Below are 26620 nucleotides of genomic sequence, written 5' to 3'. Positions count from 1 at the left end.
TTGTAGGATACGGATAAAAATTATTTATCTGCTGTTTTCCACTTATTTTCCTTCTCCAACTAATGAAAGTGAACCCATATGAATTTAAAAGATCTACAATATTTTTATGACCTCTGCCAGCTTCAATCCTATACGGAAGTAGCAAAACAACATAAAGTCAGCCAACCATCTATTTCTTATGCTATCAAGCGCTTAGAGGAATCCTTTAACTGCAAATTGATTCACCATGACCCCTCGCATCGTTCCTTCAAGCTAACTCCTCAAGGACAAATCCTTCTAAAGCATACAGAACTGATTTTACCTGAGGTCATTTCTACTCGCAAAGAAATTAATCGCTCCTTGGCACAATACTCTACTGTAGGATTCCCTCCTATTATCATTCAATATCTCTTTGCTGCCTTAAACGAAAAAGATAAATTCGATTTTTTAAAAAAGATACGCCCTATCCGCGGTGGCTCCGTAGAGTTATTAAACCTTCTCCTTAAGGGAGACCTTAATGCAAGCCTACTCGGTTTGATTGAGCCTCTCAACTATCCTTCAATAGAGACACACGAGCTATTTCATAAAGAACTGTATGTCGTTTTATCTAAGAACCATCCTTTTGCCACTGCTCCTTCCCTCGCTTTTGAAGAATTAGCAGATCAATCCTTTATACTCTTAGATGAACACTTTGTTCACCTGAAAGCTTTTGAAACGCTTAATCAAAAGTATCAAAACAAGGCAGAAATATTCTTTAAGACTGATGACATTGCCATCCTTAAAGAACTTTTAAAGAAAGGGATTGGCCTTAGTTTACTGGCTGATATCGCACTTTCTGATGAAGATGATGATTTAATAAAAATTCCGCTTATACCGAAGGACAAGATAACTTTTACAGTTTATTACGCTTACCTTAAATCAGCTACACCGTCATCAGAAGTAGAAGCCTTATTTAATCTCCTTAAATCATATGAATAGAAAAAACTCTAACTATCAATGAACTGATAGCTAGAGTTTTTTACATTGTAGATATTAGACTCAATGAAAATCAAAAAGCAAACTAGGAAGCTAACCTCAGGTTGCTCAAAACACTGTTTTGAGGTGGCAGATAGAGCTGACGTGGTTTGAAGAGATTTTCGAAGAGTATTAGACTATAGTAGATTGAAGCTAGAGTAATACGCCGTGACTTCTAAAACTTTTCTAGAAATTAATTTGACTTTCCTAATAAAGTTGTTCAGATTTTATTTCATCTCACTATAATTCAATGATTTTCTAAGAATTCTATTTCTTTCGAAAATTCTTTCAAGGCACTTTCAAAGATTTTCAAATCAGTCCAACAAAAAAAGGTTTATAATTTCCATAAAAGTTGACATGGAAATTATAAAACCATTATTAGTTTAATCCTTGTTGATAACGTGCCAATTCGGCTTGGTTAGCCCAAACATAGTGACCTGGACGGATTTCAACCATAGACGGTTTATCAGTCTCATAGTCGTGTTGACTTGGATCGTAAACCTTCAAGACCTTCTTACGTTCCAAGATTGGGTCTGGAATTGGTACCGCTGAAAGCAAGGCTTGAGTATATGGGTGAATTGGATTGTTAAACAATTCTTCTGTTTCTGCAACCTCTACAATAACACCCTTGTAAATAACCGCGATACGATCTGAAATAAAACGAACAACCGACAAGTCATGGGCGATAAAGAGATAGGTCAAACCAAGTTCTTTTTGGAATTTTTTGAGCAAGTTCAATACTTGGGCACGCACAGAAACGTCCAAGGCTGAAATTGGCTCATCCGCAATAACAAAGTCTGGTTGCATGACCAAGGCACGGGCAATACCGATACGTTGACGTTGACCACCTGAGAATTCATGAGGGTAACGAGTCAAGTGCTCAGCAAGAAGCCCCACTTCACGGATAATATTTTGAACTTTCTCTTTACGTTCTTCTTCATCTTTGAACAGATGATGATTGTAAAGACCTTCAGAAATAATATAATCAACAGTAGCACGTTCATTCAAACTTGCGGCAGGGTCTTGGAAAATCATCTGGATACGACGAATCAATTCCGCAGCTTGTTCACGCGATTTCTTACCATTAATCTTTTGACCATCAAAAATGATATCTCCATTACTTGTATCATTTAGACCGATAATCGCACGACCAATAGTTGTTTTCCCACTACCTGACTCACCTACAAGCGAGAAAGTTTCTCCCTTGTTGATAAAGAAGTTAGCATTTTTAACCGCGACAAACTTCTTACTTCCTTCACCGAAGGAAATTTCTAAATCTTTGATTTCTACTAATTTTTCAGACATTTCCTTCCTCCTAGTCTGCCAGATGGGCAAATCCCATTTTTTCACGGATCTTATCGTGGAGATTTGCAATCACAGCTGGTTTTTCTACTTTTGGAGCATCCTCATGAAGAAGCCAAGTTTTAGCCCAATGCGTCTCTGATACTGAGAATTGAGGGGCTTTTTGTTCGAAGTCAATCTGCATTGCATAGTCAGAACGCAAGGCAAAAGCATCCCCTTTCAGGTCAGTATAAAGTGACGGAGGTGTTCCTGGGATTGAGTAAAGATCCCCTTTATCATCAGCAAGCTGAGGCAAGCTAGACAAGAGACTCCATGTATATGGATGGCGAGGGTCATAGAAGACTTCCTCAACAGTTCCATACTCAACGATTTCTCCTGCATACATCACCGCTACCTTATCCGCAATACTTGCTACCACACCAAGGTCGTGGGTGATAAAGATTGTTGTGAAATGGTACTCGTTTTGTAAAGATTTTAGCAAATCAATAATCTGTGCTTGGATGGTTACATCCAAGGCAGTCGTTGGCTCATCACAGATCAAGACATCAGGTCGGCAGGCAAGGGCAATCGCAATAACGATACGTTGACGCATTCCTCCAGAATATTGGAATGGGTATTCATCAAAACGTCTATCTGCGTCTGGAATCCCAACCTTATTCATGTAGTCAATAGCCAGTTCTTTTGCTTCTTTAGCTGTTTTTCCTTGGTGTTTTACAATAACTTCTGTAATCTGACTACCAATTGTTTTAATTGGGTCCAAACTAGTCATTGGATCTTGGAAGATAGTCGCAATCTTAGCACCACGAATTTGTTCCCAATCCTTGTGAGAAGACAAGGCTGTCAAATCCTGACCACGGTAGTCAATACTTCCTTGGGCAATGCGACCATTTTCTTCAAGCATACCTGTGAAAGTTTTTGTCAAAACAGATTTTCCTGATCCTGACTCACCTACCAAGGCTAATACTTCTCCTTCAACTAGTTCAAGGGAAACGCCGCGAATGGCTGTCAATACTTTGTCACGAACGTCAAATTCCACGACAATATCGCGAGCAGTCAAAATTACATTTTTTTCTTTTGTCATTTCTACTCCTATCTATGTGTACGTGGATCACTAGCATCCGCTAAGTTTTGACCAACTACGAAAAGGGACAAGGATACCAAGACAAGAGTTGTCAATGGAATCCAGAACAAGTAAGCATTGGTTGTTACATTTTGTGAATAATCCGAAATCAAACGCCCCAAACTTGGCACTGTAATCGGTAATCCAAGACCGAAGAATGACAAGAAGGCTTCGTATGAGATAAAGCTTGGAAGCATTTGAGTCATGGTTGTCACAATAACAGATACCAATTGAGGCATGATATTTTTGGCAACAATCTTCAAGGTTGGTGTTCCCAAAGTACGTGACGCCAAGTTGTATTCCAAATCACGATAACGCAAGATTTGCACACGGATCATGAAGGCAATCCCAATCCATGTCGTCACACTCATAGCAAAAATCAGATTCCAGAATCCAGCTCCGATTGAGTAAGTCAAGACAATGACAATCAAAAGAGATGGGATGTTTGAGATGACATTATAAACTTCCATCATCACACGGTCAACTGATTTTGAAATACCCCAAATACCACCGACAAAAACACCGATAACCAAGTTAATCACTGTCGCAATCACAGAAATGAGGATAGAGTTACGAGCTCCGAACCAGACACCGTCAAAGAGCGATTTACCGTTACTGTCAGTACCGAACCAATGCTCCGCATTTGGCTTGATATAACGAGCACTAAAGTCGTTTACCTTGCTGACATCATTGAAATCAAACTTAGAAAACATTGGGTAGATGAAACTCATCAAAATGATGGCTACCAAGATTCCCAACATGACTACAGTTGATTTTTTCTTCATAAATTGTCTAAACACTGATTTCCAGTAAGAATATGCTGGCGCATCAATAGTTTCAGAGGCAAAATCGTCACGTTTTACAAACTGAAATTTTTCTTTATCGATTGTAGACATTATTTGCCTCCTTTCTCAGTCAATTTAATACGTGGGTCAATAATGGTCATCCAAATATCTCCCAAAAGAAGTGAGAAGATAGAAATACATGTAAAGATGAAGACAAGACCAACGACCATAGAGTTATTAGATGCTTTTACAGAGTCAATCAACATTTTACCCATACCTGGGAAGGCAAAGACTGTTTCAGTAAGGGTTGCACCACCGATAACCCCAATAACGGCACCAGGAATTCCTGAAACCAGCGGAACCATGGCATTTTTAAAGATGTGTTTGTTTGAAATTTCTTTTTCAGACAAACCTTTTGCACGAGCGAAACGAACAAAGTCTTGTGATTGCAAGTCAATCATGTAACGACGAATCCAAATAGCTGTACCCGGAGCACCCAACAAACCAAGGATAACTGCTGGTAAAACATACGAACGCCAATCTCCAGCACCCAAGATAGGGAATGAATCTGGCAAACCGATTGAAGAACCAGCCAAACGAACGATATAAACCAAGGCAATTGTTGGAAGAGCCATCAAGAAGGTCAAAGCCCCTGTTGAAAAGCTATCAATCCAAGTATTCTTGAAGCGAGCCATAGCTGAACCAAGTGGCACGGCAATCGCATAAGAAATCACCAAACCGATCAATCCTACAACAGCAGAGCTGGCAATCATTGAAGGATATTGGTAGTTACTTTCAGTCGCTGTATAAGGATCATCTTTCCCATAGCTAGCTACTTCACGAGAGTCAGCCTGACTAGGTGACTTGTAGGTTCTTGAGTAAATATTTACAGAAGACGTTTTCTTACCTGTTGGGAACTGAACTTGGGCAGTTTTGGTTTGTCCTTGACCTTGAGTAATAACCTGAAGAACTGGTGTATTAGCATAGGTTGGATAGGAGTCACCTAAATTGATATTCACAAAATTTTGATGCACAAATGGGAACTGACTGTTGAAGTACAAGAGATATTTGTGTTTGGTACCTGAACCGACCAATGACCATCCGATAGCTGGATCATTTTCGAAACGAAGGTAGCGTTTCAAGTCTGGATTTTCAGGGTCTTGAATTTTATTTGTATGGTCAATGTCAATCAAGTTAGCATAGAAGTGAAAAACACGTTCAAAAATTGGAATTTCACGAGTAGCATAGAATTGACCACTTTCAGTAAATTCTCCCAAAGTCCAACCATGACCTAATTGATTGATGTACTTTTCATAAATAGCTTTATTAGTCGCATTTGCCTCTACTGTTACAGAAGAATCCATGCTACTTGCCTTTTCTTGCAACTCCTTAGTATCGTAATACTCAATGTAGCCCATACGCTCAAACACAGTATTTTCATAGTTATCACGTTTATCAGCTGTTGTTGCGATTTTATTATAGTTAGGGTCCTGCTTGAAAATCAATTTTCGAGGAACCAAGGTATAGATAATCGTGTAGGTCAAAGTCGTTACTAAGAAAATCGAAACCAATGACCGCAAAACACGCATAAAAATATATTTTTTCATATTATTTCCTTTAAAAATCCCAAAAGAACCTTCTCCTCATGGAGAGAAAGTTCTATTGAAAATTATTTACTTCACATGACTTGCCAATTCTTTTTGAGCTTTCTCGTTTGACTCAGTCTTTTCTTTCAACCATTTTTCACGAGCTTTTTCATACTCTTCTTTGGTGATTGCTTTTTCACCAACTTCAGTGTACTTCAAGTATCCTGAATTTTCACCTTTAAGGCCGGCTACTGAATATGAAGAGCTAAATGGTAGAACTTTTGAGACATATGAAACGGCTGTTTCTTTAGGAGAAGCCATTACTGGAATTGTCAAGGCATTATCAGTCAACCAAGCTTGTGCCACCGCGTATTTTTCATAACGTTTTTGAACATCTTGGTTTTCGCTGTTTGCGTCATCAAGTAATTTTCCATAGTCAGCTAAACCAAGTTTGCTTACTACTGATGCATCTGTGTTTTGGTCAATACCAAGGTAAAGGCGAGTGCTTCCTCCCTTAAGGACGAATTGATCCAAGAAAGTAGAAGGATCTTGATAGTCAGGGTTCCATCCTAGCAAGGTATGGATATCCCAGTCTTGTTCTTTAGCTGTTGGAGCACTAAATGAAATTGGTAAAGCTTCTGCTTGAGTCATTTGTTGTAAGTCTACAACAACATTATCTGAACCCAATACTTTTTCAATTGATTGTTTCAATGATTGAACACGGTTTACAACTGCTGTTGATTCTTGGATAACCAAAGCATCCAAGTGGATTGGGAATTCAACACCTTCAGCTTGTAGGCTTGATTTGGCTTTAGCAAAGACTTCTTTCGCTTTTTCTTCATTGTAAAGTCCATTTTGAGAATCTGCTAGAGATACGTTTAACCAAGTAGAAGAATTTGTCTTAGCCAAGCTATCTTGTACCAATTCACCAAATGTTTTCTTACCAACTTGAAGATTATAAGGTGCAAACGTATTACGGATGGCTACTGCAGCTCCATCAGTACCATTTGTTTGAGCTGAATAAGAATTGCGATCGACTGCAAAGTTCAATGCTTGACGGAATTCCTTGTTTAACAAGGCTTTCTGAGTAGATGTCTTTTGGGCATCACTTGTTTTGGCAGTGTGGTTATAGGTTGTACGGCCATAGTTCAAGCTGACAGTTGCAACACCAGCACCTGGTTCGTTAAAGTAAATGTTATCTTTGAAGTCAGCTGCATATTTTTCATATGTAGAACTTGTAGGGAAGATACGAGCTTTGCTATATTGACCATCAGAAAAACCTTTGGCAATTACATCTTGATCCTTACCATCCCAGAAAGTGAACTTAACGTTCTCAATTTTTACATTTTCTTTGTCCCAGTAAGCGTCATTTTTAGCCATCTCGATAGATGATTTAGGAGTTACAGCCTTCAAGACAAATGGACCATTATAAAGAATAGAGTTAGCATCGGTTGGGGCACCAAAACCTTCCCCTTTTGAAGTTAAGAATTCTTCATTAACTGGCATCAAAACACCACTAGTGGTCTTGTCATTCCAGAAAGTTTCCGGCTGGTTCAAGGTATATTCTAGTGTTTGATCATCGAGCGCTTTTACTCCAACGGTTGAAAAATCGCTTGTTTCACCCTTGATATAGGCTTCTAATCCCTTAATAGAAGAGCTAACGATTGAAAGTCCTTTTGATTTTCCATCTACGGCGTGTTTCAAACCAGTAACGAAGTCTTTAGCAGTTACAGGAGCGTATTCTTCTCCCTCTGCTGTCACCCATTTAGCATCCTTACGGATTTTATAGGTATAAGTCAACCCATCTTTTGAAACTGTCCATGATTCAGCAATAGAAGGAACCAGGTTACCATATTTATCATTAGCCAACAAACCATCTACAGCATTTGTTGTGACGAATGATGTTGAATCGATATTGCTGACGATATAATCCAAAGTTTCTGGATCTGTTTGATAAACATATTGGTAATCTTTTGCTAGTTTAGCATTATTTGAACTAGTGTTTGAACACGCAGCTAGAACTCCTGACGCTAATAAGGTAGCTCCCGCTACAGCAAGCACTCGACTTTTTTTCATTTATTTACTCCTCTTATAAAGTATAGGTTATTATTGATTATACCATATATTTTAAGATATTTCAATAAAAGTAAACGAATTTTCAGAATATTTAGGCTTATTAACACAAAAAATCTGAAAAAGCTATTGACTGAAAATCATTTTCAAGGTATAATAATAAACGTTAAGGCGGTATAGCCAAGTGGTAAGGCACGGCTCTGCAAAAGCTTGATCGTCGGTTCAAATCCGTCTACCGCCTTCTATAACTTGATTTATCAGGTTTCATTTAAACAGAAAGCCCAATTTAAAGGGCTTTTTTCTTTTTTCCTCGAATAAATACGTATAACTTTAAAAAACTTTTGGGGCAAGTTTGGGGCTGAGTTTTTCGAGGATACTATTCCCTTTTAAAACAACTGAAAAAAGCTTTGTCACTCATGATGACAAAAGCCTCTAATTTACTCTGTTTCTTCTTCTATTTCGACTTCTGTGATTTGGACTTTTACCTTGGTAACACGTCCATTTTTCACTTTATCATTGGTTAGGATAAGCTGTTTGTTTTGGCTGACTAATTCATAACTGAGTTTCTCAGTCGTTGGAATGGTCCCAACTCCTGTCAAATAGTAACCAGCGATGGTATCAACGTCATCACTTGCTAGTTCGACATCAAAGTAGTCATTAAAATCATTGAGATTCATGGTACCTTGAACAATATAAGTATCTTCTCCGATTTGATGAACTTCGATTTCGGCCTTATCTGTTTCATCATCGATTTCCCCAACGATTTCCTCTAAGAGGTCTTCAAGTGTCACCAAACCAGCCATACCACCGTATTCATCCAGCAAGATTGCCATTTGTCTTTGGGTATTGCGCAATTCTTTTAACAAGTCATCCACAAAAATAGTTTCAGGAACAAAAAGTGGATCTTGTAAGATTTTCTTCCAAACAATATTGTCAAAACCGTCCACAAAGCCCGCCTTAAGGAGACTCTTAGTGTGAATAATCCCAATCACGTTATCCTTGTCGCCATCATAGACAGGGATACGAGAATAATTTTGTTTTAAAATACTTTGGATGATGGTTTGACTCTCATCCTGAATATCGACCATGAAGGCATCCGTCCGAGGAACCATAACTTCTCTGGCCATTAATTCGTCCAGTGAAAAAATCCCTTGTAACATCTCAATTTCGTCAGCATCTAGTGTTTCTTCACTATTGGTCAGCATGTACTCAATTTCATCACGGGTCATTTTTTCATCAGCATCGTCAAAGGTCATAGGGGTCAAGCGACTCAAGAGATTGGTAGATGCAGACAAGAGCCAAACAAAGGGACTAACTAGTTTCCCAAGTCCAATGATAACTGGCGCTGTACGAATGGCCAAGGCATCTTTTAGATTAAGAGCGATTCTCTTAGGATACAATTCCCCAAAAACGATGGAAATATAAGTCAAAAATGCTAAAGATAGAAAACTTGCAACGGCATAAGCTGTTTCGCCATTTCCAAGCCAAGATGCAATTTCTCGTCCCAGAGTCTCTGCCAAACTCGCCCCTGATAAGATCGTAATCAGGGTAATCCCTACTTGAATAGTTGATAAAAAGTGGTTAGGATTTTCTAGTACCTTCATCAGACGGATATAGCGTCTATCTCCTTCTTCTGCCTTTTGTTCAACACGCGCACGGTTAAGTGAAACCATGGCCATTTCTGTGGCTGAGAAAAAGGCATTTAACACCGTCAAGATAAACAATAAAACAAATTGTAGCAACAAATTCTGACTACTTGGGTCTTCCATAGTTCTTCTCCTAAAATAGTATCTTATCCTTTATTATATCACAAAATTTAATCCAGTACATATTATTTTTTCTCAGTGTCTATTCTAGTCCTACTTAAATTGTCCAAAAAAGAACTCCTATATCCACAAGTGACATAGGAGTTTATCTTATCTTTTACTGAGTTACAGTTACTTCTCCAGTTCGGTAATCCAGTTGAAGTCCCTTTTGAACATTGGGAACTAGAACATTGAATTCCAATTCTCCGTCTGAAGACTTGGCTTCAATCTGTGAAGCTGAAGGAACTAAATCCTCGTTTGAAGCATAATAAAGAGTTACACGGTAACGGACACGCTTGTTTTTATCCAAGGCCTTACGTACCATGCTTTCATAGTAGTTTTGACCAGTCGAATCCTCGGCTTGAGCCTGATTTGCCCAGGCTGTTTGAACAGCAATGTTTTTAGGATTGCTTGTCGAGGCATCAAAACCATCCAAACCACCGATTAAGGCATAGCCTAACAAGTGACCTCTATCGACCGCATGGGTATAAGTACCCTTTAGATTCTTAACCTGATGCCAGCCTGGAGGAGTCCAAGAAGTCGAACCATTCCCAGTTTCTTCACGATTCTTGTACTGACGAGTAGCCTTAGACAAGAGGGCATTAGCTACAGTTGGCACTGTTTCCTTGCCCACTGTCTTTGTTTTATTATCAGCGTAGGGCTTACTTGAAACCTTGGCATCTATATTTGTTTTATTGCCATTGACGATAAAAGCACCTGAGCCATTCCACTCCAGACTCCCTTTTATTTGACTCTTGACTGCGTCTGTTAAGACACTTTCTGCCAATGCTTGACTAGGAGCTTCAGACGCTTGTTTTTTCTGACTAAGCTTGGTTTTGGGACTATTAGCTGTCGACTGCATCTGCTTGATATAATAGCTCCCTGCAGACAAAAGCAATAACACTAGCAGTCCAATCAGTGTCTGTCTTGTTTTTTTGTTCATTTTTCTCCTTATCTTTAGAAAAAGGCTGGTTCTCCAGCCTAATTTCCTGTAAATTTATGAATCAATTCCTGCCATTTTGCTGGAGACAGGATAGCCCATGGATCTTGACCCTTGCCCAAGATTCCATAGCCTACCATTAGACCGATTCCTAGGGCTAAAACACCTAAAATCAGTACTATGATGACTAAAAGTAAACGCTTGACTACGTAGCTTGATTTCTTATTCATCTTCATCACTTGCCTCAATCCGCTGAATCTTAGCACCTAGCTGCGCCAACTTCTCATGGAAACGGTAGTAACCTCTATCCAAGTGAACCAATTTACCAACTACAGTTTCTCCTTGTGCTACCAAACCTGTCAAAATCAAGGCTGCGCTGGCACGAAGGTCAGTTGAAAGAACTTCCGCTCCCTGCAAAGCCTGCCCACCAACAATACGAGCTGTATCACGGATAATCTCAGAATGCAAGCCCATGCGGCGCATTTCTTCTAAGTGTTGGAAACGATTTTCGAAAACTGTCTCCACCATAGTTGATTCCCCTTTTGCGACAGTCATCAAGGCTGTAAATTGGGCCTGCATATCCGTTGGAAAACCTGGGTGTGGCAAAGTTTTCACATGGACAGCTTTTAGATTTTCTAGTTGAGAGCGAACGCGAATTCCTTCAGTCTCCTCTGTCACTTCCACTCCCATTTCAAGCAATTTGGCAATCAAGGGACGGTTATGCTCCCAGACAGCGTCTCGAATCAAGACATCACCACCAGTCATAGCAGCAGCCACCATAAAGGTTCCAGCTTCGATACGGTCTTGGACCACATTGTGAGTCGTACCATGAAGTTTCTCAACACCGGTAATGGTAATGGTCTCTGTACCAGCACCTTTGACCTTAGCTCCCATTTCATTGAGGAGAATAGCTAAGTCCACAATCTCAGGCTCACGCGCAGCATTTTCAATCACTGTGACCCCATCAGCTAGAGTCGCTGCCATCATCAAGTTCTGAGTAGCACCAACACTTGGGAAATCCATATAGATATGAGCTCCATGTAAGCGATCAGCCTTGGCTTCGATGTAACCAGCTGTTTGACTAATCTTAGCCCCCATAGCTTCCAGACCTTTCAAATGAAGATCAATAGGGCGGCTACCAATCGTACAACCACCTGGCATGGATACCTTGGCATGACCTACACGGGCAAGAATTGGTCCCAAGACAACGATAGATGCACGCATCTTGCTGACATACTTGTAAGGAGCTTCCTCTGTGATATCGCCAGTCGCATCCACCTCGACAAGATGAGCTTCCTCATCAAAATCCACCTTGGCATTTAAACCGCGAACCACCTGATTCATCGTGAAAACATCTGACAAGATAGGAACATTCTGCAAGACGGTCTTTCCTTCACTGGCTAGAATAGTCGCTGCCAACAAGGGCAAGACTGCATTCTTTGCTCCTTCGATCGTAACACTTCCTACCAGACGATTATCGCCACCTTGAACCACAATTTTTTCCATACTGATTTCCTTTACTCTTGATTTTATAATAATCCTCTAAGCGCTTCTTGCCACAACTGATATAGGCTGATAAAGAAAGAACTCATGATATAGCCCATTACAATGCTGAAAAAGGCTACTAGTAAACGAACTTTTCCTGCATTCTCAGTTGTCACTTTTAAAACCTTTTCCCATCTAACAAGATTCTTTAAAAGGTAAAAACTCACATAAATAAAGAGCATGTGACTGCTTAGAGTGAATAATAATTGAACCATTTGACTATTATACCATCTTCTCTGTTTGTGCGCTAGTTTGGAAACTTCCCTTAAAAACTAGGGATTGTTTTTCAAGTAATCAATTGCATCTTGTAGGGTTTTAACCGGCACTATTTTCATATCTGTCTTGATTGTTTTAGCTGCTTCTAGGGCTGTTTGGTAGTTGTTTTTCGCATCCGGATGCGCTTTTTGTTCTTCTTCGCTAACAGGGTTATCTGGGGCAAAGAAAATCGCGGCACCTTCTCTAGCCGAAGCTACAACTTTCTTATCAATACCTCCAATGTCCCCCACATTGCCATCTCGGTCAATGGTTCCTGTACCGGCAACGATACGGCCATTACGAAGGCCTGGGTCAGCTATTTGGGTATAGATGGCCAGACTAAACATGAGACCTGCACTTGGACCGCCGATACCAGCTGTTGAAAAGCGAATTGGGACATCACTGGTCACTTCCGTACGGTCAATCAAACCGATTCCAATTCCATTTTTGCCATTTTCCAAGGTGATAATCTTACCTTCTGCAGACTTGGTTTGCCCATCCTCTTCATAGGTGACCTTGACGGAGTCCCCTAGTTTTTGAGAATTGACATAATCAATCAAATCTTTGGAACTGTCGAAGGTCTGATCATTGACTGCTGTGACCGTATCAGAGATGTTGAGAATCCCTTTAAAGGTCGAATTATCCGTCACAGTCAAAACATAAACCCCAAGATATTTTAGTTCAATATCCTTACCAGCAGTTTTTAGCCCTTGATACTTGGCCATGTTTTGCGATGTTTGCATGTAGAATTGATTGATCCGCATAAATTCAATATCGGAAGATCCACCTGTAGTCTCCTGAGCACTACGAATATCTGTAAAAGGCGTCAACCAAGCATAAATCATATGAGCTAAAGTGGCATGTTGGACACCAACCGTAACGAATTGATAGGCACCAGCTTCCTTATCTTCTGTGTCATTGACTTTAAGGACTTGGCGAATATCTTCCGAACCACCTGGAACCTCTATATAGTAGGGCAAGGGCACTACAAATGCCAAGAAAGTCACAATCAAGGCCGCAATGACATATAAGGGCCATCTAATCTTTTTTTTCATTTCTTATTTCCTCCAAAATACTCTCGGGAACATAGCAAGCAATATCCTGACCAAACTTCAAAAGCTCTCTAACACCGGATGAACTGAGATAGAGATGTTCAGGTCGACTATGTAAATAAATGGTCTCTATATCAGGAGACAGCTGATGATTGTAGTAATCAAAACTGGCTTCATATTGCAAATCCGACGCATTCCTCAAACCACGCACTAGGCAAGTAACCCCCAGTCTTTTTGCGATATCAACCACCAATTCATCATGAGAAGACACAACTTCAACATTTTCCAAATGTTCCAAAGCCTTTTCTAGCCCTCGTTTACGATTTTCAAGAGGGAGAAATCCTTGTTTGTGGGGATTAAAAAAAATACCGACATAGAGCTTATCAAAGAGTTTGCTAGCCCGTTCAATCATATCCAGATGCCCATTTGTCATCGGATCAAATGAGCCTGTGAATAAGCCAATCTTATCTGACATAGACTGTCACCTTACTAATTCCATAAATTTTTTCCTTCCAGATGCCCAGGCAGGCAATTTCTTCTGGAAGTTCAACGGCCTTATCCGTCTCACACACGACCATGACATCTTCAGAAAAAAGCTCCCTCTCAGCCATTTTTTCAATGTCTGCTACGATTTGTTCCTTGGCATAAGGAGGATCTAAGAAAATGAGGTCAAATTCCCCAGATACCTGTTCCAATGCCCTTTCTGCATCCATCTTGAGGAGTTGAAATTTTCCAACTTCCTTGGTCATCTGAATATTTTCAGCCACGATAGCCTGAGCCTTACGGTCTCGTTCCACCAAAACAGCGCTGGACATGCCACGCGATACTGCCTCGATAGATAAACCACCACTACCTGCATACAGATCCAAGACTCGTCCCCCTTCAAAGTAGGGACCAATCATGTTAAAAATAGCTCCCCTAACCTTATCCGAAGTAGGTCTTGTCGTCTTTCCTTCTAGTGTCTTGAGGGGACGTCCCCCATAGATTCCTGATACGATTTTCATACCGTTTATTATACCAAATTATGAGCGAAAAGAGAAAGAAAACCGAACCTTGCGGTTCGATTCTCTATAAAATATTTTCATAAGTATCGCGAACTTCTTGAGGCCAAACACTTGTTTGCACTTCTCCGATGTGTTTCTTACGAAGTAGGAACATGGCCATCCGAGATTGTCCAATTCCTCCACCGATTGTCAATGGGAATAGGCCATTCAACAAAGCCTTGTGCCATTCCAATTCCAAGCGGTCTTCATCACCTGTGATGGCAACCTGACGACGAAGGGTTTCTTCATCTACACGAATCCCCATAGAAGACAACTCAAAGGCTCCACCTAAAGACTCATTCCAAACAAGAATATCGCCATTAAGACCCTTGTAGCCATTTTCAGACTCACTTGTCCAGTCATCGTAGTCTGGTGCACGTCCATCGTGCGGTTTACCATCTGGCAACTCGCCACCGATACCAATCAAAAAGACGGCTCCAAATTCTTTACAGATAGCATTTTCACGTTCTTTCGGTGTCAAGTCTGGGTAGCGTTCTACCAACTCTTCTGTGTGGATAAAAGTGATTTGTTTTGGCAAGATTGACTCGATGTCATAGCGAGCTTCAACAGCTAGCTCAGTCAGGCGAATAGCCTTGTAAATCTTCTCGACTGTTTCTTTTAGATAAGCGATGTTACGCTTACCATTTGGGATAACCTTCTCCCAGTCCCACTGGTCAACATAAACAGAGTGAGTCGCATCCAGCGAATCTTCGTCTGGACGAAGAGCCTTCATGTGGACGAAAAGACCTTCACCTTCACCGAAACCAAAACGTGCCAAGGTATGGCGTTTCCATTTAGCAAGGGAGTGCACCACTTCATAAGTAGCATCAGGAATTTGGAGAACCTTGACTGATACGGCATTCTCCACACCTGATAAGTTGTCCTGCATCCCGTCGCCGACCCTGCTCAAGATAGGACCTTGAACTTCGACAACTTCTAACTTATCTTTCAAATACTGGGTAAAAGTGTTTTTGACAAAGGAAATCTCTTCTTGTTGATGGATAAAACTTTTCTTCATAAACTACTCCTCAAAAAATTAATTAAAAGCATTATACACCTATTTACAAGAAAAGGAAAGAGCAAATTTAAAAAAATCAGTGCTCCTTCGAACACTGATGTTGGGGACCTTCTAGTCATTACGACCAAAGATACGTAAAATACTTAGGAAGAGATTGATAAAATCAAGATAGATACTGAGAGCCATTGACACAACCCAACCTGTCGCTACACGACCTTGTGATTGCTCATAAGCAAGGCGAATCCTTTGGTTGTCCCAAGCAATCAACCCGGAGAAAACCAAAACCATGGCTACGCTAATCATATAATCAAAGAAACCACTAGCCAAGAAAATATTGACTACCATAGCAATCAGCAAACCGATAAGAGCCGCCATCATAGCCCGACCAAGAGCACTCAAATCTTTTTTAGTGAACATACCAACTGCCGCCATGACAAAGAAGAGAAGGGCGCTGGATACAAAGGCAGATAAAACTGTACCCGGAGTATAGAAGGCCACCACAAAACTAAGGGTAAAGCCGTTTAAAACGGAGTAAAGCAAAAATACTGGAAGAGCCGCTGGACTATTCTTTGAAGCCATACTGCTGGCAACAAAGACCAGAGCTAGCTCTGCAAAGGTTGCAATGGTCAACCAGAGACGCCCCTGCATCAAAAAGTAAACTAACTGAGACTGAAAGACCGTCAACATAAGGCCTGATACCAAAGCAGATAGTCCAATCCCCAGACCAACAAAGGCATAAACTTTAGCGTAAAATTGATTGAGACCTGCGCGGTCGTGAATAATAGTGTGATTCATCTTTTCTCCTTTTCAATGAATATCTTTCCTTGATTATAACAAAGAAAGTTAAAATTAGCTTAAATGGAAAATTAAAATACCTGCTGCAACGGCAACATTCAAACTCTCCGCCTGCCCCTTCATACTAATGTGAACCAACTGGTCTGCACTTTCAGCCATAAGGGGACTAATTCCTTGACCCTCATTTCCCATGACTAGTACAAAATTTTCTATAGGAGGCAGTTCTCTGTAATCAACAGAATCTTTAGATAGGGTTGTTGCCAGCACTGAGATACCTGCCTCTTTGGTTTCCTTAAGAAGCGCTTGACTCGACATCCGGTAAATGGGCAGATGGAAATGACTGCCTTGCATGGAACGTAGAGTCTTGAGACTGTAGATATCTGCCGACTTATCTGAAACAATCACTCCTGTATAGCCTGCTGCATCCGCAGTCCGAATGATGGTTCCTACATTACCAGGATCTTGTACATCTTCCAAAAACAAGAACTTGCCCTGACTAAAATCAACTTGTCCTACTTCTTCTTTTTGAACCACCGCAACAATTCCCTGTGGAGTCTGAGAATCTGCCAAATCTAGCAAAATATCCTCTGACACCCAGACAGTTTGCGGAAAAGTAGCTAACTGATCTCGGTAATTTTCTAGGGCAAAGATTTTCTCAATCGTCACTCCAGCTTGAACAGCTTCTTCAAACAAGTGCCATCCTTCAATCAAATAGGCAGACTTGCGGTATTTTTTTTGGTGTAATTTCTTGGCATTTTTTACCACAGAATTGGCTTTTGAGGTTATAATAGTCATAGAAATATTATAACACAATCAAAGGGGTTTGGTATGCAAAAGGTTAGAATGATTGTCCAAGGTAGGGTGCAGGGAGTCGGCTTTCGTTGGGGTGTTTACAGCTTGGCACTTGAAATTGGTGGCATCACAGGTCGGGTATGGAATAACGACGATGGCACAGTGGAAATCTTAGCCCAAGCAGACTCATCTGCTATCATGGCAAAATTTATCCAAGAAATCCGAAAAGGACCGACACCTTTTTCAAAAGTCAGCTACTTAGATGTCCAACTGAGCAACTTTCCTCCCTACCCTGACTTTAAAATCGCAAATTAGGTCTCTAGAACTATTGTATATTTTGTAAAAAAACAGTAGAATAGAAAGGTATAATTTTTAAAGAAGGAATAAAAACAGTGAAATCTATTAAACGTTTTGCACTCTCGGCTATGGGAGTGGCTATGTTGCTAGTCTTGACTGGCTGTGTTAGCGTCGATAAAGCCACAGGAAAGCCAATAGGATTTATTTGGAATACGATCGGAGCGCCTATGGCTGAAGCTATCAAGTACTTCGCTACTGATAAAGGTCTAGGCTTCGGTATCGCTATCATCATCGTAACCATTATCGTGCGCTTGATTATCTTGCCACTTGGTATCTACCAATCATGGAAGGCAACGCTTCACTCTGAAAAGATGAACGCCCTCAAGCACGTCCTTGAGCCACACCAAACACGTCTCAAGGAAGCAACAACTCAAGAAGAAAAACTCGAAGCCCAACAAGCTCTCTTTGCTGCTCAAAAAGAGCACGGCATCAGCATGTTTGGTGGTGTAGGATGTTTCCCTATCCTCCTTCAAATGCCTTTCTTCTCTGCAATTTACTTTGCTGCCCAATATACTGAAGGTGTTGCTCAAGCAAGTTACCTAGGAATTCCTCTAGGCTCTCCAAGTATGATTTTAGCTGCCTGCGCTGGTGTCCTTTACTATCTTCAATCACTCCTTTCACTTCACGGAGTAGAAGATGAAACGCAAAGAGATCAAATCAAGAAAATGGCTTACGTGAGCCCAGTCATGATTGCCGGCTTCTCTCTCATCTCACCAGCTAGTGTCACACTTTATTGGGTTGTCGGTGGTTTCATGATGATTCTCCAACAGTTTATCGTCAACTATATCGTTCGTCCAAAACTTCGCAAAAAAGTCCGTGAAGAACTAGCCAAGAACCCACCAAAAGCAAGTGCTTTCTCTAAACCAAGTGGACGAAAAGACGTTACCCCTGAACAACCAACTGCTATCACAAGCAAGAAAAAACACAAAAATCGCAACGCTGGAAAACAACGTTCGAGATAAAGCTACGTAAATTATCCAATAATTAAAAAACGAATGAATGATAAATAGTTTTCATCAACTAGATATCATCATTCGTTTTTATTATCTACCGTTACATCTTATACTAGTCGAAAAAGTTAAATAGTTTAAAAGCTCACATATAAAAACTATTCAATCATAAATTAACAAGTAACTCGCTATGATTTAATACAATTCACAGTTATTAAAACTTCTGCTCCCGCGTCTCTATTTCTAAGCTCAACTCGGCCTTTGTGTAGTTTTGCAACTCTACATACAAAACTAAGTCCAATACCATAATGTTGCTCTTTATACGATCTAGCTTTATCCATACGATAAAAGAGCTTTCCAAAATTATTTAAAACTTCCTCTGGAAATTCCGAACCATTATTCCATATGCTTATTTTCAATTCTTTCCCCTCTTGCTCTACCCTAATGTTAATTTTAGGATTCTGTTTATCTGCATACTCCAAAGCATTTGTTAAAATATTTTGTATGGCACGAATCAGAAGAGATGGATTTATATAATAGTTTTCAGTTCCGTTCACATTTTGTTCAAAAGAAAACTTCATCTGATTTTTTATCAAAAAAGAAACTTCTTTCTCTAATTCATTGATAAAATCTGAAGAGGAATATTCCACCCAGCCTGTCTCATCATCATAATAGGTTTTAGAATAGTGAATCAATTGATTGAAATAATCTAGTAACTGTTGACTAGCTCTTTCTATATCTGCTAAGCATTCTTGAGATTGGTCGTTTTCAGTTATCGCCTGCAAAAATTCCACATTTCCCCTAATAATGGTTAAGGGAGTTTTTAAATCATGAGAAGCTGCTGAAACCTGAAACATCAAATCTTCTTTCTGCTGTTTCTCATCAACTATTAATTGTCTAATTCTATCTTGCATCACAATAATCCGATTTCCTGTCTCACGAAATTCTTTAACCGTTAAACTTTCTGTACATTCCCTCTCCAACCACATACTATTTTCATAAATCAAAGTCATTTCATAACTCAGTTTTTTCAACAATTTTCCAATGTGATAACTTATTAGAATAATCAATAAAACACAAATATATATCCATGATGACACATTAAAAAAGATTGATAGAACACCACTATTGTTTAAAGTTTTCCCGTCTTCATTTATTTGTATAGATACTGAAGCTAAAGGAATAAGATAGGCCATTAGTAAGCCAAGACTAAATTGCCAAATAATTCTCCAACAGGTTTCTCGAATTAATTGTCTAAAACTTTTGATTCTACCCATTGATATCCTCCACCGTACAAGGTTTTAATTGGATTTAATTGATAAGGTTTCAGCTTTTGACGAATTTGATAAATGTACTCTGAAACCGAACGTAAAAGAGCTTCTGAACTTTGTGGATATAGATAATTATAAATTTCCTCAATAGAATATATTTTACTTGGGTTGCTTGCCAAAAGATTCACTATGTCAAATTCCCTCCTTGTCAGAGCAATCTTATCATCGTTTACAAATAGTTCCTTACTATCCGTATATAGTATAAGCTTCCCAATCTTTATTTGATGAACATTTCCTTTAGTCCGTTCTTCACGACGCAAGTGCATTTTAACACGTGCTAACAATTCTTGCATACTAAAGGGCTTCATAATATAATCATCAGCACCTGCATTGATTCCAGCTACTAAGTCTTCATCCATATCCTTTGCAGTTATAAAACAGATAGGAACAGTTATCTGCTCGCGAATCATCTGACAGATTTCTAAACCACTAACAGGCATCATAATATCTAATAGAATCAAGTCAAAGCCTGTAAAATCACAAAGATCAATCTCTTCTATCTTATTTCGTATGACTACTTCATATTTTTCATATTCTAGTACTTTTTTATTAGGCGAAGAATAGCAAGATCATCATCTACAACCAAAATTTTATAAGCCATAACTCACCCTCCTGAATATATTATAGCACTAACTGAGAAAAAGACAGGATATCCCCTGTCTTTAGCGTACATTTTTTCCTATAAGTATCAATGTAACAAATAGAAAAACAATTAATAACCAAACTATTTGTATCCCTAAGCCTTGCCACACTGGATAATAAAGAGACAATGGATAGGTATAAAAACAATTCATACTAGCCAGTAATGGTAAATTTCTAAAAAAAGAACTGAATTGTAATAACATTTGTCCCAACCCCAATAAAAGGGATAAACTTATTCCCAAAATTAAGATAAAAGACTGGGAAATAAATACAAAAATACCACTTAAAAGAGAGAAGGTTAGAATAGAAATACAAGCTGGAAATAGAATTGTTAGAACATGTTTAATATTACTCAAAAGATTGATATTGTAGTATCCTTGCGCGATTAGTATGCATAATGATATTACAGCAACCAATAATACAATTTCCATACATAATACAATAGCTAGTTTAGATATTATAAATTTCAAACGGTTTGGACAGGTAAGAAAACTGGTACGAAGGCTAGAACCTGTAAATTCTTGACCTATAAATAGAACCGCTAGACTAACGAAACCTGCCTGTCCTAAATAGAGACTTTGCAGTAGCTGTTCCAAAACAAACTGTAGGGTCAACTGGTCTGGCTTATTATTTAAAAAAATAACTAACGCTGGAACACACAGTAATAGAGCACCTATAATCAACCAGTGCCACGGATTCATCATAAACTTGAGATACTCACTTTTAAGTTGCTCTTTCAACTTATTCACCTCCTCCAATATCTGACTTAAGTAAGCGGTAAATTGCTAACGCCAAGAATGAGAAGTTCCAACAAAGTAAAAATAAAATATTTTGTAAACTATTATGTTCTAAAATTTGAGGAGATGTAGCAATCAATCCTTGCCCCAATGCAACTGGAAGAAATTTTGCAACCGATATATAGTTTGCTAAAAATGTTCCTAAATTGTAGACTTGAGGAAGCAAAAATAATAGAGGAACAATGGCTGTTTTAAATGTCAAAGCCATAATATAGGCCAGCAGTCCCAACAAGGTCCAAGCTATACTGGCTAAAAATATATAGAACCAAACTGTCCCATTTAGTGAAAAAAGTAATAAGCCATCTTGTCCTAAAACATAATGTGTCATGTTAATCGTAAGGAATATCGATAGAAAGGAAATGAAAAATGAAAACACAAGCCAAACTAATGTTTTTGAAACTAAGAAAGAACTTCGATTTGTAATAGAGAGGAGGCTTGTACGAATAGCAGAGTATCTATACTCCTCGGCTCCGTAAATTGAGCCTAGGATAATCATAATAAAAACACCAAATAAAGTGACATCAAAACCTAAAAATTCAATAGGAGGTATAGCTTCTGCTAATTCTGGATTTGTCTCTGGTGTAGCATGGATACCAACTGAAACAATTTGAGAAGCACCAATATTTGCTAAAAATGTTTGAAATACCAGTATCAAGAATAGTACAATATGAGTAGCTCTCTTATAAAGTAATTTCAATATTTCAGAATGAAGAGAGTAAATAAGTGCCATGTCACTTTCCTCCTTCTGTCAAACTAAAGAAGACTTCTTCTAGTGAAGAAAGATTTTTCATCACTTCTTGTAAAGTCCCTTTTATAAGAACTTTTCCTTTATTTATGATAACTACATCATCTGTTACTGCTTCTACTTCCGACAATATATGAGATGACAGTAAGACGGTTTTCCCTTCTTGAGCTTGTTTTTTTATAAACTCTCTAAACCACCGAATTCCTCTTGGATCCAACCCATTAGTCGGTTCATCCAATATCAGATATTGAGGATTTCCTAATAGAGCTGTTGCAATTCCCAAGCGTTGTCCTTCTCCTAATGATAATTTCCCAATTTTAGATTTTTTCTTATGACTAATATCCACCATATCCAAGACTTGATCAATTCGCTGACTGGATATCCCATTACTAGCAGCAACAATTTTCAAATGTTGATAAACAGTCCGATCATCAGGAGCTCCTACACTGTCAAATGAAGCTCCTACAATCTTTAGAGGAAATTTTAATTCCTTATAAGTTTGATCTCCAATTTTGGTAAGACCAGATGTTGCTTTGTCTAATCCTAATAAAATACGTAAGGTTGAACTTTTTCCAGCTCCATTTGGACCTAGGAAAGCAGTCACTCTACCTGCTTTTGCTTCAAAAGAAATATCTTTTAAAATTTGAGTTTGCCCATATGACTTACATAAATTTTTAATGGCAATACTTTGTTCCATAGATGTTCTCCTATTCTATTTAATATTTCTAAAAGTAACTATATCTTACACATTCTTTTTCGGATTTTTTTCAGAATTTAGAGAGTCAAAAGATTTAAAATTTTGTTTCATTTAATTATATGTATTTATTTGTCTCGCACCTTACAGAATGAGATAGACACATAGCAGAAAAGTAGTTAAGAATTTTTCTATCAGAAATTTCTTAACTACTTTTTCTAATATCTTTAATTTAGTTCCTGTAGATAACTTTGGTAACTAGTATTTCTTAATTGTAATTCCTCATGTTTACCCTTATCTACAATTCTTCCATTCTCGTCAAAAACAAACACTATATCAGCTTCACGGATAGTTGATAATCGATGAGCAATTGTTAGTCGTGTTTTTCCTTCAGTCAATGAGTTCACAGCCTTCGTAATAATTCGCTCAGTTTCTACATCCAAGCTTGCAGTAATTTCATCAAATAAATAGATATCGCTCGGAAGCATTAATGAACGTGCTATATTAAATCGCTGTTTCTGACCTTCAGATAAACCTTGACCAGAATCAGATATATGACTCTCTAAACCTTTAGGCAATTGATTCATCAAGCTAAGAAGGTCTAATTCTTTTAGAACAAAATACATCCTCTCGTCCGATACCTTACTATTTTTCCCATAACTCAAATTTTCCCTTAGAGTTCCATGAAACAAAGTATTATCTTGAGAAGTATAACTAATCAAATCACGAACATTCTCCGAAGACAAATCCCTTAATCTTTTTCCCCCAATCAATATCTCTCCTGCATCGTATTGATAAAATTTCATCAATAAAGAAAAAAGAGTTGTCTTACCTGAACCGCTTGGACCTATAATCGCAACATGTTGCCCAGATGAAATGTGAAAGCTTAAATTATCTATTACACGTTTTTCTTGTTCTGAATAACTGAAAGAAACAGCATCAAAGGAAATAGAGAAGTCATTCACTTCTGTATAAGAGAAATTATTATCTTCTGAAGCTAAATTAAATAACTCTACTACACGTGTTCCTACCCCTTTTACTTCAGCAAAATCATCTAAAGACTGGATTAATTCTGAAGTCGGTTCCAGTAACTGCATGACATAAATAATGAAAGTAGTCAGTGTCACTATCGTCATTATTCCTTTCTGAACTTGCCATCCAGCTATTAAGATAATAATCAAAATGAAAAACATGATTACACTATTTAACAAGGCACTTTGAAAAGAGGAAATTGCTAATATTTTTCTAAAATTCTTGAAAAGTTCAGAAAAAACTTTAGACATAATCTTTATTTCTTGCTTTTCACCATTCATTGACTTTATTAATCTGAACTTAGAAAATTTATGACCTAAATCTCCTGCTAATTTTCCTAATAAATTTTGATGATCCAAAAAACACATTTCTAGTTTAGCATTTATAGGAAGCGTTACAAATAATAGGCACAATATTAGTACTAGACTAACTAACGTTAAATAGAAATTAATTGAAACTAAAAAATAAGCAGTCCCCACAATAATGAATAGATTCATAATGACCTGTGGAAAAGTTACCGAAATTAATTTTAATACCACCGACATATCATTTGTTAATCGGTTTGATAAATCTCCTGCTTGATATCTTTCAACATCTGTTATTGATAAAGATAAAATTTTCCTATGAAGACTTTCCTGCATCTTTTTCATAGCCTGATTTCCACTCATTCCTAGTAAATAAGAAGATATCGCCTGTAAAGTATAAACAGATAAAAAGAATAATAGCATCCCTATTAGCATTAGCGGATTTGATAAAATAAATGTCAAAAATGACATATCCATCATTTTCCCTATAAACTGAGGAATCAATAATCCCATTCCTGCGCTAATAAAACTTAGGAACAAACCTATAAAGAACCTTGGTTTGTCTAAACAATGAAATAAATATTGATAAAACTGTTTTTGCTTTATCATTTTAAAATTCTACCTTTCTAAATTTCTTTAAGCTAAAATAAAATAGAATAAGTGAGTAGAATGTTGTTATTGAAATAATTCCAATATAGGCTAAGTGAAAATTCCCCTCCTCGGCTAATAAACGAAAACCATTTGGGAAAATCAAACCAATTTTACCAAATAGAGGTAAAATACCTGTAAAAATGAGTATAATAATGCCACTTACAATACTTGCAATATTACTGAAAAACAGCGATATCATAGTTAGTAGAAATATATAAAAAACATGATGTAAAATCGTTCCAAAAATAGAGAATATGGCCAACCAACTATCCTGACCTAAAAATTCTCCTGAAGCGAAGGGAAGATGGATAACTCTTAAATAATAAACACCAAACATTAGCAAAGAAAAAATCAAAACAAATAAAGCAAATAAAGAGAGTATACTGAGTATTTTTGATAATAAAATCTTTTTCCTCTCTATATCCTTATATAAGAAAAGTCGGTGTAATTCTATATCACTTCTCACTACAGATAAAATTAGTAAAAATAAGGATAAGGTTGGTAGAGTTGAATTGAAAGAAAGATTAAAAATACCATCATACATTTCTAAAAAACTTAATTTTGCGCCAGTTTCTATTGAAGTTACATTCATAAAACTTGTTTCCATAAATGTAGAAGCTAAATATAGAATAGGAATTAGACTAAAAAGTAAAAATAGCTTACTTTCTTTTCTATTCCATGTTGTGCTTAATACAGCCAAAAAAATATCTTTCATTTCACTACCTTTCCATAAAAATATCCTTTAACTGATTTTCTTTCATACTAATCGAAGAAATCATCTGTTTTTCACCCAAAAATTGCAAGACTTTATTTAATTCTTCTCTACTACATTGCGCAGAAAGGACTAAATACTGATCCTCTAAATAAACAGTATCTGACAGATAGGATTTCAGGATTGAACTGTTTACATCATCTATCAACTCAATCAATACATCTCTTCCAGATGGTTTAGAAAATTCATCAGCTAAACAACCAGATTCTATGTATACATAACGATCACACAGAGATTCTAATTCACTCAATTGATGACTCGATATCAACATCGATATCTTTCTCTGACTAGCCCATTCTTTCAAAATAACAATCAATTTTTGAACACCTATTGGATCCAATCCTACAAAGGGTTCATCTAAAATTAAAAAATTAGGTTCTGCAACAAGAGCTATTGCTAAAGCTGTTCTTTGCTTCATTCCAAAAGAAAAATTCTTCGGTTTTCTTTTCCTTACTTCCCATAGCTCTACTAATCTTAATGTCGATTCAATATTTGTGAAAAGTTCTTTCTTGTTATGCAATCTCAAATAAAATTTTAGATTATCTTCAACTGTCATTTCAGGATAAAATACAGGATCAATCATAATTCCTACATCCTGAAGTAAACAATCTTTTGAACTCAGTTCAACTTCATTATAATAAATTTCACCTTCCGTCGGCTTCAGGGATTTGGCGATTAATTTCATGAGGGTGGATTTTCCTGCCCCATTCTTACCTATCAACCCCACAATTTCTCCCTTATTTATTTCCAAATTAACATTTCTCAATGAATAGAAATCATTTCCTGCAAATTTTTTAGATAAATTATGAATTGTTAACATTTTTCACTCCCTTTTTATTTTTCTGACTCTTTATATAGTAAGTAACAATTGATATAGAAAGATATAAAATTACCACAAAAATAATCTGAGACATCTCCAGAGGAGATTGAGCTATCTGCACTGTCATTTCATCTGATACAACGATATTTCTTTCCACAAATACTTTCCAAATAGACATTTTTTCAGACAAAATAGCAAAAATCATATAAGCCACACTTGAAATGATAGGCAAACTGATACTTTTATAAATTAAATCCTTTTTATTTTTACTATTATATAATACGTAACCATGAATAATAATCGGGAATAAGTACAAAATTAAAGCAAGTATCATAACTGATAAATTTGGTAAATAAAATAATAAAAATAGTGTAGATACTGTATAATACAAACAAAGCAACAATATTGAAATCATATTTT

27 protein-coding genes, 1 tRNA gene and 1 pseudogene are annotated in these 26620 nt (G+C 37.7%); 4 read left to right on the top strand and 25 right to left on the bottom strand.

What is annotated here, in order from left to right; genetic code table 11:
• Window positions 1-78 precede the first annotated feature (78 nt).
• Entirely contained in the window at window positions 79-957 is an 879-nt protein-coding gene (locus QS39_RS03875; protein WP_077804685.1) for a LysR family transcriptional regulator, read from the top strand.
• A 414-nt stretch (window positions 958-1371) separates the two neighbouring features.
• Here QS39_RS03875 and QS39_RS03865 read toward each other — a convergent pair whose 3' ends face one another.
• From QS39_RS03865 to QS39_RS03845, 5 genes are all read right to left on the bottom strand, one after another.
• Complete coding sequence (locus tag QS39_RS03865; protein WP_033684751.1) at window positions 1372-2298, bottom strand: ATP-binding cassette domain-containing protein; 927 nt, start codon at window positions 2296-2298, stop codon at window positions 1372-1374.
• A 10-nt stretch (window positions 2299-2308) separates the two neighbouring features.
• The gene (locus QS39_RS03860) at window positions 2309-3376 is read right to left on the bottom strand and encodes an ABC transporter ATP-binding protein (protein ID WP_000159550.1); all 1068 of its coding nucleotides are present in this window, start codon (window positions 3374-3376) and stop codon (window positions 2309-2311) included.
• 8 nt (window positions 3377-3384) lie between these two features.
• On the bottom strand, window positions 3385-4311 hold the full coding sequence (oppC, locus tag QS39_RS03855) for an oligopeptide ABC transporter permease OppC (RefSeq protein WP_000103703.1): 927 nt from the start codon (window positions 4309-4311) through the stop codon (window positions 3385-3387).
• Window positions 4311-5807 (bottom strand): ABC transporter permease, encoded by a 1497-nt coding sequence (locus QS39_RS03850; RefSeq protein ID WP_077804683.1) that lies wholly within the window; start codon window positions 5805-5807, stop codon window positions 4311-4313. Before QS39_RS03850 ends, oppC begins: the two co-directional genes overlap by 1 nt.
• A gap of 66 nt (window positions 5808-5873) precedes the next feature.
• Complete coding sequence (locus QS39_RS03845; protein ID WP_077804682.1) at window positions 5874-7862, bottom strand: peptide ABC transporter substrate-binding protein; 1989 nt, start codon at window positions 7860-7862, stop codon at window positions 5874-5876.
• Between the two features lie 167 nt (window positions 7863-8029).
• Here QS39_RS03845 and QS39_RS03840 point away from each other — a divergent pair.
• Window positions 8030-8100: transfer RNA gene (locus tag QS39_RS03840), tRNA-Cys, on the top strand.
• Between the two features lie 196 nt (window positions 8101-8296).
• On the opposite strand, the gene QS39_RS03830 is transcribed toward QS39_RS03840, so the two are convergent.
• From QS39_RS03830 to QS39_RS03780, 11 genes are all read right to left on the bottom strand, one after another.
• A complete protein-coding gene (locus tag QS39_RS03830) occupies window positions 8297-9628 on the bottom strand; it encodes a hemolysin family protein (RefSeq protein WP_077804680.1) in 1332 nt (443 codons plus the stop codon).
• A gap of 154 nt (window positions 9629-9782) precedes the next feature.
• The gene (endA, locus tag QS39_RS03825; RefSeq protein WP_077804679.1) at window positions 9783-10607 is read right to left on the bottom strand and encodes a DNA-entry nuclease EndA; all 825 of its coding nucleotides are present in this window, start codon (window positions 10605-10607) and stop codon (window positions 9783-9785) included.
• Window positions 10608-10645: 38 nt separating this feature from the next.
• Window positions 10646-10834, bottom strand: a complete 189-nt coding sequence (locus QS39_RS03820; RefSeq protein WP_025169706.1) for a DNA-directed RNA polymerase subunit beta — start codon at window positions 10832-10834, stop codon at window positions 10646-10648.
• Window positions 10827-12110, bottom strand: coding sequence for a UDP-N-acetylglucosamine 1-carboxyvinyltransferase (murA, locus tag QS39_RS03815; protein WP_077804678.1), 1284 nt, complete (start codon window positions 12108-12110; stop codon window positions 10827-10829). Before murA ends, QS39_RS03820 begins: the two co-directional genes overlap by 8 nt.
• 23 nt (window positions 12111-12133) lie before the next feature.
• Window positions 12134-12364: a DUF1146 family protein gene (locus QS39_RS03810; RefSeq protein WP_077804677.1), complete on the bottom strand. Its 231-nt coding sequence runs from the start codon at window positions 12362-12364 to the stop codon at window positions 12134-12136.
• Window positions 12365-12421: 57 nt separating this feature from the next.
• On the bottom strand, window positions 12422-13459 hold the full coding sequence (locus QS39_RS03805; RefSeq protein WP_077804676.1) for a SepM family pheromone-processing serine protease: 1038 nt from the start codon (window positions 13457-13459) through the stop codon (window positions 12422-12424).
• Window positions 13443-13931, bottom strand: coding sequence for a pantetheine-phosphate adenylyltransferase (gene coaD / locus QS39_RS03800; RefSeq protein WP_077804675.1), 489 nt, complete (start codon window positions 13929-13931; stop codon window positions 13443-13445). The genes QS39_RS03805 and coaD overlap by 17 nt, the downstream gene beginning before the upstream one ends.
• Complete coding sequence (rsmD, locus tag QS39_RS03795) at window positions 13921-14460, bottom strand: 16S rRNA (guanine(966)-N(2))-methyltransferase RsmD (RefSeq protein ID WP_000706954.1); 540 nt, start codon at window positions 14458-14460, stop codon at window positions 13921-13923. Before rsmD ends, coaD begins: the two co-directional genes overlap by 11 nt.
• A 64-nt stretch (window positions 14461-14524) precedes the next feature.
• Window positions 14525-15517 carry an aspartate--ammonia ligase gene (gene asnA, locus QS39_RS03790; RefSeq protein ID WP_000748003.1) on the bottom strand — a complete coding sequence of 331 codons (993 nt, stop codon included), beginning with the start codon at window positions 15515-15517 and terminating at the stop codon, window positions 14525-14527.
• A 111-nt stretch (window positions 15518-15628) separates the two neighbouring features.
• On the bottom strand, window positions 15629-16312 hold the full coding sequence (locus QS39_RS03785) for a Bax inhibitor-1/YccA family protein (RefSeq protein ID WP_077804674.1): 684 nt from the start codon (window positions 16310-16312) through the stop codon (window positions 15629-15631).
• 54 nt (window positions 16313-16366) lie between these two features.
• Window positions 16367-17107 carry a TrmH family RNA methyltransferase gene (locus tag QS39_RS03780; RefSeq protein ID WP_077804673.1) on the bottom strand — a complete coding sequence of 247 codons (741 nt, stop codon included), beginning with the start codon at window positions 17105-17107 and terminating at the stop codon, window positions 16367-16369.
• A gap of 33 nt (window positions 17108-17140) precedes the next feature.
• On the opposite strand from QS39_RS03780, the gene QS39_RS03775 reads away from it, so the two are divergent.
• The gene (locus QS39_RS03775) at window positions 17141-17419 is read left to right on the top strand and encodes an acylphosphatase (protein ID WP_077804672.1); all 279 of its coding nucleotides are present in this window, start codon (window positions 17141-17143) and stop codon (window positions 17417-17419) included.
• A 77-nt stretch (window positions 17420-17496) separates the two neighbouring features.
• Window positions 17497-18423: a membrane protein insertase YidC gene (yidC, locus tag QS39_RS03770; RefSeq protein ID WP_077804671.1), complete on the top strand. Its 927-nt coding sequence runs from the start codon at window positions 17497-17499 to the stop codon at window positions 18421-18423.
• A 176-nt stretch (window positions 18424-18599) separates the two neighbouring features.
• Here yidC and QS39_RS03765 read toward each other — a convergent pair whose 3' ends face one another.
• From QS39_RS03765 to QS39_RS03725, 9 genes and pseudogenes are all read right to left on the bottom strand, one after another.
• A complete protein-coding gene (locus QS39_RS03765) occupies window positions 18600-19688 on the bottom strand; it encodes a sensor histidine kinase (protein WP_049535582.1) in 1089 nt (362 codons plus the stop codon).
• A pseudogene (locus tag QS39_RS03760) lies at window positions 19658-20343 on the bottom strand (response regulator transcription factor). Before QS39_RS03760 ends, QS39_RS03765 begins: the two are co-directional and overlap by 31 nt.
• A 61-nt stretch (window positions 20344-20404) precedes the next feature.
• Window positions 20405-21124, bottom strand: a complete 720-nt coding sequence (locus tag QS39_RS03755; RefSeq protein ID WP_077804670.1) for an ABC transporter permease — start codon at window positions 21122-21124, stop codon at window positions 20405-20407.
• Between the two features lies 1 nt (window position 21125).
• Window positions 21126-21911, bottom strand: coding sequence for an ABC transporter permease (locus QS39_RS03750; protein ID WP_077804669.1), 786 nt, complete (start codon window positions 21909-21911; stop codon window positions 21126-21128).
• A 1-nt stretch (window position 21912) separates the two neighbouring features.
• Entirely contained in the window at window positions 21913-22623 is a 711-nt protein-coding gene (locus tag QS39_RS03745) for an ABC transporter ATP-binding protein (RefSeq protein WP_077804668.1), read from the bottom strand.
• A gap of 224 nt (window positions 22624-22847) precedes the next feature.
• Complete coding sequence (locus tag QS39_RS03740) at window positions 22848-24566, bottom strand: ABC transporter ATP-binding protein (protein ID WP_077804667.1); 1719 nt, start codon at window positions 24564-24566, stop codon at window positions 22848-22850.
• Window position 24567: 1 nt separating this feature from the next.
• Window positions 24568-25323, bottom strand: coding sequence for a hypothetical protein (locus tag QS39_RS03735; RefSeq protein ID WP_077804666.1), 756 nt, complete (start codon window positions 25321-25323; stop codon window positions 24568-24570).
• A 4-nt stretch (window positions 25324-25327) separates the two neighbouring features.
• A complete protein-coding gene (locus QS39_RS03730; protein WP_077804665.1) occupies window positions 25328-26200 on the bottom strand; it encodes an ABC transporter ATP-binding protein in 873 nt (290 codons plus the stop codon).
• Window positions 26184-26615 carry an Msa family membrane protein gene (locus tag QS39_RS03725; protein ID WP_077804664.1) on the bottom strand — a complete coding sequence of 144 codons (432 nt, stop codon included), beginning with the start codon at window positions 26613-26615 and terminating at the stop codon, window positions 26184-26186. The genes QS39_RS03730 and QS39_RS03725 overlap by 17 nt, the downstream gene beginning before the upstream one ends.
• Between the last annotated feature and the right edge of the window lie 5 nt (window positions 26616-26620).

This window comes from Streptococcus mitis, assembly GCF_002005545.1.
GTDB classification, from domain to species: domain Bacteria; phylum Bacillota; class Bacilli; order Lactobacillales; family Streptococcaceae; genus Streptococcus; species Streptococcus mitis_I.
This window is presented reverse-complemented; position numbering and strand designations above follow the sequence as displayed.